Origin of the sequence: Oscillibacter sp. (genome assembly GCF_032018205.1) — a bacterium.
Taxonomy (GTDB): domain Bacteria; phylum Bacillota; class Clostridia; order Oscillospirales; family Oscillospiraceae; genus Oscillibacter.
In genome coordinates, this window is sequence record NZ_DALZOY010000009.1 from 63,573 (window position 1) to 66,416 (window position 2,844).

Consider the following 2,844-nt stretch of genomic DNA (forward strand, 5'->3'; position numbering starts at 1 on the left):
AAAGGCAGGCTCCCGGGAGCGTTTACGCAGAGCATTGCGTTCTCTCAGGAAAAGTTAATCGCAAGGGCAATTGCCACCAGTGCCATTTGGGTCAGCAGCAGCAGCCCGAACAGGGGGACAAACCATTTCCACCATTTTTCCACCTTTACGCCTGCAATGCCGCATACGATGGGGGCCGAAGCAGTGGGCCAGAGGATGTTGGACAGGCCGTCGCCAAACTGGAAGGCTAGCACTGCCACCTGCCGGGGGATATTCAGAAGGTCGGACAGGGGGGCCATGATGGGCATGCTGACCACCGCCTGACCCGAGCCGGAGGGAATCACAAAGTTCAAAAGCGTCTGGACCAGCAGCATGGCTTCTCCGGCCAGCCACCGGGGCAGGTAGGACAGGGGGATGGACATGCCGTAGACCACGGTGTCGATAATGTTGCCCGCCTGAAGCACCATCAAAATGCCCCGGGCAAGACCGATCATCATGCAGGCCATGGCAATGTCCGTAAAGCTCTTGGCAATCAGCTCGGCGATTTTGTTGGGGGACCAGCCCATAATGGCGGCGCTGATAAGGCCCATCAGCAAAAACACGGCGGCCAGCTCTTCAAAATACCAGCCGTAGTCCTTGGTTCCGATGACAATGACCACGATGCCCCCAAGCAGCACCAGCAGCACCAGCTTTTCCCGCAGACCGAAGGCGTGGTTCTCTATGTTCTTATCTGCCTGAAGGCCGCCGGATACGCCGTACATCAGGCTTTTGGTGGGGTCTGCCTGAATCTTCATTGCATAGCGCACCGTGTAGACCGAGGCAACCACAATCATGGAAAGGTGGCAGAAAATACGGAAGCCCCAGCCGGACATCACCTGCAAGCCCGCGATGCTTTGGGCCATGCCCACGGTAAAGGGATTCATAAACGCGCCGGAATAGCCCAGCCCAGTGCCAAGAGCCACAATGGCAAGCCCCACGATGGCATCGTATCCCATAGCTAAAGCAATGCCGACAAAAATGGGGATGAAGGGGAACATCTCCTCAAATACACCGATGGTGGAGGAGGCAAAGCCGATCAGCGTGATAAAAATGGGGATAATCAGCGCCCGCAGCTTACCTTTCAGAATCCGCAGCAGTCCCGCCACCAGTCCGTTGAATGCGCCGGTGGAAATAATCAGACCGATGGAGGCATAGGCGATAAACACAAAAAACAGCACGCCGCCCGCGTCGATAAAGCCGTTGTACACGCAGCGTAGCATTTGGAACAGCCCCACGGGGGAGCTTTCCACCGCGTGATAGGTTCCGGCGAGGATCAGCCTGCCGTCCCGCTGAAATTCCCCGGCGGGAAGAATCCATGTAAGAATTGTGCAGATGGCAATAATGCTCATCAGCAGTACGTAAATGTGGGGCATTTCCAGCCGCCGCTTCTTTTTTACCAGTGTCTCTCCCATAAATCAATTCTCCTTCTCCTAAATCATTTTCAGCTCTTTTCCTTCAGCGCCTGCTGAAAGTCGCTGCGCACGGCGGCGCGGAATGCTTCGTCGTTTAAGACCCGCAGGGCAAGCCCCGCCAGCGTGCAGGCGCCCCGCTCCATGGCCCGGTGGGCGGCGGGCAGAAGCGTTGCGTCGCGCATTTTCTCCGTATGGAGGGCAAGGGGCTCGTCGGTAATGGAAATGAGGGGCTGAATAGAGGGACAGCGGTAGCTGACGTTGCCAAGGTCCGACGACCCGGAGGGAGGGAGAATCTCTCCCACGGTTTCCCCGTTCTCCGCAAGCAGACGGGCCGTCTCTGCTTCAAGAGCGTTTACCCGCACCATGTCGTCAAAGTCCAGCAGGCCGGGGGTAAAGGTGACGGTGCAGTCCATAGCCATGGCCGCGCCCTCGGCGCAGCAGCGGACAATGCGATCCATCTCCGCCAGCTTTCCCCGGGAGTCTGTGCGAAACTCCAGCCGGATTTTCGCGTAGCCGGGGATGGTGTTGGGAAAACTGCCCCCTTCCAGCAAAACGGCGTTGAACCGCACGTCCCGGGTAAAGCTCTCCCGCCGGGCGTCCACCAAATCCAAAAACTTCCGTGCCGCTGCCAGAGCGCTGGCGCCTGCCCAGGGACCGGCGACCGCGTGGGCCTCCTGTCCGTAAAACTCCGCCACGTAGCATCGTAGGCTTAAAACGTCCATGTCCGGGCAGGATGCGCCGCCGCTAAAGCTATGCATCATCACCGCCAGGTCCAGATCGTCGAACACCCCGTCCGTGGCCATAGGAATTTTTGCCCCGTTTTCCTCCTCTGCCGGGGTGCCGATAACCTGCACGGTGCCGGAAAAACGGTCGGTCAGCCGCGCCATGGCAAGACCCGCCAGCACCGAAAGGGGACCATGGAGATTATGGCCGCAGCCGTGGCCGATGACTGGTAAAGCATCGTACTCCGCCAAAAAGGCCACCTTTGGCCCCTCCCCGTTTTTCAGCGTGGCGCGATAGGCCGTGCCATATCCCAGTTTCTCTTGAAAAAAGGGATACTCCACTTCAAAGCCTGCCCGCTCCAGCAGCTTCGCCATGGCTGCGCTGGACTGCACCTCATGATAGGGAAGCTCCGCGTAGTCAAAAAGCTGCCTGACAAGCTGCCGTGCGTCCTCCGCGTCTGCGCGGACCGCCGCCTGAATTTCCGATGGCTGCACCATGATCAATTTCCTCCCCGCAAAGATGATGTGGTTACAATGTATTGGAATAAGTAAGTGGTAACGCGCTAATGCTTTAGCTAGATAATAAGATATCACACGAAACTAAAAGGCGCAAGAGCATTCGTCTAATAATATGAACAAAAAATTGAAGTATTAAGAGAATCGCACTGTACACTGCCTCCAAAGCAAAGGCG

The 2,844-nt window shown here is 57.3% G+C and carries 2 protein-coding genes; both read right to left on the reverse strand.

Features of this window, described 5'->3' with window-relative positions:
- Positions 1-44 precede the first annotated feature (44 nt).
- The gene (locus RTU96_RS08640; protein ID WP_312636133.1) at positions 45-1,430 is read right to left on the reverse strand and encodes a TIGR00366 family protein; all 1,386 of its coding nucleotides are present in this window, start codon (positions 1,428-1,430) and stop codon (positions 45-47) included.
- 29 nt (positions 1,431-1,459) lie between these two features.
- A complete protein-coding gene (locus tag RTU96_RS08645) occupies positions 1,460-2,650 on the reverse strand; it encodes an amidohydrolase (protein WP_312636134.1) in 1,191 nt (396 codons plus the stop codon).
- Positions 2,651-2,844 lie beyond the last annotated feature (194 nt).